This is a genomic window from Pseudonocardia lacus, from assembly GCF_018531445.1.
In the GTDB taxonomy this organism is placed as follows: Bacteria; Actinomycetota; Actinomycetes; order Mycobacteriales; family Pseudonocardiaceae; genus Pseudonocardia; species Pseudonocardia lacus.
Genome location: NZ_JAHDTH010000329.1, coordinates 1 through 5,321 on the forward strand (window position 1 = coordinate 1; position 5,321 = coordinate 5,321).

The 5,321-nt window shown below is 76.1% G+C and carries 5 protein-coding genes and 1 pseudogene; 3 read left to right on the top strand and 3 right to left on the bottom strand.

Annotated elements, in window-relative coordinates; translation table 11 throughout:
* Window positions 1-1,824: DEAD/DEAH box helicase (locus KIK08_RS37050; RefSeq protein ID WP_250558576.1), on the bottom strand; the 1,824-nt coding region annotated here is incomplete at its 3' end.
* 234 nt (window positions 1,825-2,058) lie between these two features.
* Between KIK08_RS37050 and KIK08_RS37055 the strand changes: the two genes are divergently transcribed.
* The 3 genes from KIK08_RS37055 to KIK08_RS37065 all read left to right on the top strand — a co-directional run bounded on the left by KIK08_RS37055 (window position 2,059) and on the right by KIK08_RS37065 (window position 4,097).
* Complete coding sequence (locus KIK08_RS37055; protein ID WP_214407984.1) at window positions 2,059-2,727, top strand: ferritin-like fold-containing protein; 669 nt, start codon at window positions 2,059-2,061, stop codon at window positions 2,725-2,727.
* Window positions 2,728-2,877: 150 nt separating this feature from the next.
* Entirely contained in the window at window positions 2,878-3,108 is a 231-nt protein-coding gene (locus KIK08_RS37060) for a DUF3107 domain-containing protein (protein WP_214407985.1), read from the top strand.
* Window positions 3,109-3,161: 53 nt separating this feature from the next.
* Window positions 3,162-4,097 (top strand): alpha/beta fold hydrolase, encoded by a 936-nt coding sequence (locus KIK08_RS37065; protein WP_214407986.1) that lies wholly within the window; start codon window positions 3,162-3,164, stop codon window positions 4,095-4,097.
* Here the strand turns inward: KIK08_RS37065 and KIK08_RS37070 are convergent.
* A complete protein-coding gene (locus tag KIK08_RS37070; protein WP_214407987.1) occupies window positions 4,094-4,729 on the bottom strand; it encodes a TetR/AcrR family transcriptional regulator in 636 nt (211 codons plus the stop codon). The two genes, KIK08_RS37065 and KIK08_RS37070, sit on opposite strands and share 4 nt — an antisense overlap.
* A gap of 49 nt (window positions 4,730-4,778) precedes the next feature.
* Window positions 4,779-5,321, bottom strand: a pseudogene (locus KIK08_RS37075) (hypothetical protein); the annotation flags it as partial.

The window sequence follows — 5,321 nt, forward strand, 5'->3', positions numbered from 1 at the left end:
GTCGGGCCGCGGGTTGGCGCCGTTGGTGGCGGAGCCGGGCTCCGGGCCGTCGGACCCGGCCGGGGCTGCCTCCGCCGTGGCGGTGCCGTTGTCCTGGGTCGCCGACTCGGTGCCCTCGCCCGCGACGCTCACCCCGCCGCGGCTGCGGGTGCGGGTGCGCTCGCGACGCGGCCGGCGCGGGGCCACCACGTCGTCCTCGGGGCGCTTGCGGTCGCGCCCGGTGGTGCGCTTGTCGCCGCGCTTGCGGCCGCCGTGGTCGAGCTCGGGGTCGACGTACTCGGCCTCCAGGCCGGCGCGGGTGCGCTTCGAGCGCGGCAGCCGGCCGGTGGCCGAGGTGGGGATGGCGAGGTCGGTGAACAGGTGGTCGGACGTGGAGTACGTCTCGACCGGCTCGTCGATGCCCAGCCCGAGGTCGTCGCTCACCATCTTCCAGCGCGGCATCTCGTCCCAGTCGACCAGGGTGACCGCCACGCCCTCCTTGCCCGCGCGGCCGGTGCGGCCGATGCGGTGCACGTAGGTCTTGGAGTCCTCCGGGCACTGGTAGTTGACCACGTGGGTGACGTCGGTGACGTCGATGCCGCGGGCGGCCACGTCGGTGGCGACCAGCACGTCGATCTTGCCGGAGCGGAACGCGCGCAGCGCCTGCTCGCGGGCGCTCTGGCCCAGGTCGCCGTGCACCGCGGCGGCCGCGAACCCGCGGTCGGCCAGGTCGTCGGCGACCCGCTGCACGGTGCGCTTGGTCCGGGCGAAGATCATGGTCAGGCCGCGACCGTCGGCCTGCAGCACGCGGGTGAGCAGCTCGACCTTGTCCATCGCGTGCGCGCGGTAGACCAGCTGGCGGGTGCGCTCGTGGATGGAGCCCTGGTCGGACTCCTCGGCGCGGATGTGCGTCGGCTGCGTCAGGAACGTGCGCGACAGCGTGATGATCGGGCCCGGCATGGTGGCCGAGAACAGCATCGTGTGGCGCTGCTCGGGCAGCATCCGCATGATCCGCTCGACGTCGGGCAGGAAGCCGAGGTCGAGCATCTCGTCGGCCTCGTCGAGCACGAGCGCCTTGACCCGCCCGAGCACCAGGTGGCGCTGCTCGGCGAGGTCGAGCAGCCGACCCGGGGTGCCGACGACCACGTCGACGCCCTTGCGGAGCGCGGCCAGCTGCGGCTCGTAGGCGCGGCCGCCGTAGATGGCGGTGACCCGGATGCCGAGGTGCTTGCCGGCGTCGGCGATGTCCTTGGCGACCTGCACGCACAGCTCGCGGGTCGGCACCACGACGAGCGCCTGCGGCACGTCCTTGGTGCGGTCGGCGGCCTCGCCCTCGGCGTTCGCGGCGGGCTGCTCGGCCGGCGGGACGACGCGCTGCAGCAGCGGGACGCCGAAGCCCAGCGTCTTGCCCATGCCGGTGCGGGCCTGGCCGATGATGTCGTCGCCGGCCAGCGCCAGCGGCAGGGTGAGCTCCTGGATCGCGAACGTGCGCACGATGCCGGCCTCGGCGAGGGCCTTGACGATCTCGGGGCGCACGCCCAGCTCGGCGAAGGTGGGGGAGTCCTCCCGGACGGGGGCACCGGCCTGCAGCGGGTGGGCCTCGACGATGTCGTCGGCGGGGGCCGCCTCGACAGTGGGGTCGACCGCGGCGGCGTCGACCGCGGTGGCGGTCTCGGCGGTCGCGGGACCGGCCTCTGTGGAGTTGTCGGGGTTCTCGGGGGTGTCGTTCTCGACGGACAGGATGATCGCCTCTCTCCGCGCAGGTGCCGGGGCCGGTTCCTCGGACCACCGGCCGTCGCGGGAGCGGGCCTGGCGGGAGAACCGACGAGGCGCCGTACGCACCATGTCGTTGCGGTTCCGGTCTGGCCGGGGCCCGGAGCGGGTCGGCCGGTCGGGAGACCGCGGGTATGCGCGCACCCGATCGGATGCTGCGACACGCGTCATCCTACCCGGGAACCGGCGCCGGGTCAGCAGGCGTGGCCGGACGGGTCGGTGAGGTCGGGCGCACTCGACCGGGTGGCGGAGCGCTCGTGTCCGTTCCGCCCTTCACCGGACCGGGTGCTGGCCTACGCTCCCGGCATGACGACTGCGCGGGCGGCGGAGCCCGCCGGAGCGGGGCAGGCCACCGTCGACCTGCTCGGGCTGCTGGCCTACGGGGAGCTCTCGGCGTTCGACCGGCTGGCGGAGGACGCCAGGGCAGCGCCCACGCTGACCGGCCGGGCGGCCCTGTCCGCGATGGCGGCCGCCGAGATCGGGCACTTCCGGCTGCTGGAGGAGCACCTGAGCGGGCTCGGCGTCCCGGTCGAGGACGCGATGATGCCGTTCGTGCGCCCGCTGGACTCCTACCACCACTCGACCGCGCCGCGCAGCTGGCTGGAGTCGCTGGTCAAGGCCTACGTCGGCGACGGGCTCGCGGCCGACTTCTACCGCGAGATCGCCGGCTGGCTGCCCGGCGCGACCGGCGCACTGGTGCAGCAGGTGCTCGCCGACACCGGGCACAGCGCGTTCGCCGAGCGGGAGGTGCGGGCCGCCTGCGAGGCCAACCGCCAGGTCCACGACCGGCTCGCGCTGTGGGGCAGGCGGCTGCTCGGCGAGGCCGTCACGCAGGCCCAGCACATCGTGGCCGAGCGCGACGAGCTGGCCGACTTCATCGTCTCCGGCTCCGGGGACCTGTCCGGCATCGCCCAGCTGATCCGGCGGCTGCAGTCCAACCACGGCAAGCGGATGGCCAGCCTCGGGCTCACCTGATCCGGTCGCCCGATCCCGTCGGCGTGGGGTGGTTCGCCCAGGGCTGACCGCCCGTGGCGGCCCCGCGCGCCCGGCTCCACTAGCCTGGGGCGGGCTGGGCAACCAGCGAGGACGAGCCAGTTCGACGAACGTGACCCGGGAGGTTCACCGGTGGAGGTCAAGATCGGCATCGCGGAGAGCGCGCGCGAGCTCGTGGTGTCCAGCGACCAGACGCCGGACGAGGTCCAGCGACTGGTGGACAGCGCGCTCGGCGGTTCGGGCGACGGACTGCTCCGGCTCACCGACGAGAAGGGCCGCCGCTACCTGGTGCGCGGCGACCAGATCGCCTACGTCGAGATCGCTCCCGACGACGCCCGTCGCGTGGGCTTCGCGATCGGCTGACGCCCGTACCCTCGGACCGACCGGACAGCTCCGATCGGTCCGAGGGGAGCGGGATGGCCGACGTCGACGGCGCTGACAGCGCTGACAGCGCTGGTCGGGGCACTGATCGAGGTACTGATCAGCGCGTCACCACCGACGACGGCGTGCGGCTCGCCGTCCGGGTCGAAGGGCCGGCGGACGCCGCGGCGACGGTCGTGCTGTCCCACGGCTGGACGCTCGACTCCCGCACCTGGGGCCCGGTCGCCGCCGGTCTGCTGCGCGGGCCCTGCCCGCCGCGGGTCGTGCGCTACGACCACCGCGGCCACGGCCGCTCCGACGCGGTTCCGCCGGAGACGATGACCATCGCCCGGCTCGCCGACGACCTCGCCCACGTCGTCTCGGCGGCGGCGCCCGAGGGCCCGCTCGTGCTGGCCGGGCACTCGATGGGCGGCATGGCGCTCATGGCGCTGGCCGAGCAGCACCCCGACGTGGCCGCCCGCGCGGCCGGTCTCGCCCTCGTCGCGACGGCCAGCGGCGGTCTCGCGCGCACCACGTTCGGCCTCTCGGAGCGGGGCGCCGCGCTGGCCCGCTCGGTAGACCGCCGCCTGCGCGACCTGCCGGCCAGGTCGAGGCGCCCGGCGATGGGTCCGCCGTGGCTGCTGTCCCCGGCGATGCGCTGGCTCCTGCTCGGCGCGCACCCCGACCCCCGGGCCCGCCGGCTGACCGTCGAGGCGGTGGCCGCGTGCCGGCCGCAGACGGTGGCCGGGTTCCGGGCGACGCTCGACGAGCACGACCGCGACGCGGCGCTGGCCGCGTACGCCTCCACGCCGACGGCGGTGCTGGCCGGCGACCGCGACCGGTTGACGCCGGTGGCGGCGGCCCGCCGGATCGCCGATGCGCTGCCCGGGGCGCGGCTGACGGTGTTCCCCGGCGCGGGGCACATGCTGCCGGTGGAGCGGGTGCCCGGGGTGCTGGCGCGGATCGGTGAGCTGGTGCGCAGCGCCGGCTAGCTGCCGGGCTGCTCGCCGACCAGCGGGAACCCGGCGATCCCGCGCCAGGCCAGCGCGGACATGAGCTGCACGGCCTCCTCGCGCGGCACCTCGCGGTCGGAGGTCATCCAGTGCTGGGCGCTGAGCCTGCTCAGCCCGACCAGGCCGACGGCCAGCAGCCGGGCGCGGGCCCAGTCGATGCCGGCGTCGTGGGTGACCGCGGTGGCGATGGCGTCGATGCAGCGCTCGGAGGCCTGCTCGACCACCGCGGCCGCCTCCGGCTCGTTGCGCAGGTCGGACTCGAAGATCAGCCGGAAGGCGCCGCCCTCGCCGGCCACGAAGTCGAAGTAGGCCGAGACCGCGGCGTGCACGCGCTCGCCGTTGTCGGAGGTGGAGGCCAGCGCCGTGCGCACGCGGTCGACGAGGTCGTCGGCGTAGGTGCTCAGCAGGGCGCGGTAGAGGTCCAGCTTGCCGGGGAAGTGCTGGTAGAGCACCGGCTTGCTGACCCCGGCCCGCTCGGCGATGTCGTCCATCGCGGCCGCGTGGTAGCCCTGCGCGGAGAAGACGTCGCGGGCCGCGACGAGCAGCTGCGCCCGGCGTGCGGCGCGGGACAGGCGGCCGCCGCGGGGGGCGGCGGTCGGCGCCTCGGTCATGCGGTCGCACCTCCTCGGGCCCACGCGTTCGCGGGCACCCGCGCTCACCTTACCCGCAGGTAGCTCGGTCGGCTGCGGCCCAGCCGGTGCGCGCGGTCGCGCCCCGCGCCCGGATCGCGGCGTCGCCGTCGAACGCGGCCACGGCCGACCACCCCGTCACCACCAGCGCGATCCCGACCAGCGGGACGACGGGAGCGAGCACCGGCGGCAGCAGCCCGGCGGCCACCGCCCCGGCGCCGACGAGCGCGACGCCCGAGGTCAGCACCCCCACGGCGGTGTGGACCCCCCGCGCGCGGCGGGCCAGCAGCAGGGCGCCGACGAGCCCGCTCGCCCCGCCGACCGCCGGCAGGTCGAGCGCTCCGCCGCCCGGGACGGTGCCCGCGACCAGCGCGCCCTTGGCCCGCAGCAGCCGCACGACCTCGCCGCCCGCCCCGGGGACGGGTTCGGGGACGACGTCGCCGGGATCGGCGCCGAGGCGCTCGGCGAGCGACGCAGCGACGCCCGGCCCGGCGCCGGTGAGCACCACCGGGCGGACGCCTGCGCGACGCGCGGCGGCGAGCGCGGCGACGGCGCCGGGGTCGACCGGGTCGTC

Bases quoted from the DNA above. Each gene is read 5' to 3' on its own strand.
- KIK08_RS37055 (WP_214407984.1), top strand. From the start codon at position 2,059: ATGACGACTGCGCGGGCGGCGGAGCCCGCCGGAGCGGGGCAGGCCACC.
- KIK08_RS37065 (WP_214407986.1), top strand. From the start codon at position 3,162: ATGGCCGACGTCGACGGCGCTGACAGCGCTGACAGCGCTGGTCGGGGC.
- KIK08_RS37070 (WP_214407987.1), bottom strand. From the start codon at position 4,729: ATGACCGAGGCGCCGACCGCCGCCCCCCGCGGCGGCCGCCTGTCCCGC.